This is a genomic window from Psychrobacter sp. 1Y4 (assembly GCF_051847555.1).
Genome location: NZ_JBPYDE010001100.1, coordinates 1 through 531 on the forward strand (window position 1 = coordinate 1; position 531 = coordinate 531).

Here is a 531-nt window from a genome sequence, read left to right on the forward strand (position 1 = left end):
TTTTATAGAGTACGAATGAGACATGCAATAATAATTTTCAGTGTAGAAACAAATAATTACTGCTTAATAATCAATGACTATAAATTTTAGCTATACCAATATAAATAAGCCAAATGAAAGTCAAAATATTATTTTCACAGACTACCTTAGATGTTTACTATTAGTTGTACGTCTAATGTTACTAAAATACTAAGTAACGTTAATTAGTTAAGCGTTAATTTGTAACGCAGCAACTGCTGGGAGCACTTTACCTTCTACAAATTCTAAAAATGCACCGCCGCCTGTTGACATATAACTGACGCCATCAGCGACTTGATATTTATCAATAGCCGCCAAGGTATCACCGCCACCCGCAATTGAAAAACCGTCGCTGTCTCTTACGGCTGTTGCCAGTATTTGTGTCCCTTGACCAAAAGCATCAACTTCAAAAACACCCACTGGACCATTCCACAAGATCGTTTTTGCATGAATAATGGCATCAGCAAGTTGCTTTGCGCTTTCTGGCGCGATATCCAATATCATGTCATTTTC

General features: G+C 36.7%; 1 protein-coding gene. It reads right to left on the minus strand.

Annotated elements, in window-relative coordinates:
* Window positions 1–207: 207 nt before the first annotated feature.
* A partial coding sequence (gene pgk / locus ACS8FC_RS20615) for a phosphoglycerate kinase (protein ID WP_439298153.1) occupies window positions 208–531 on the minus strand: 324 nt, incomplete at its 5' end.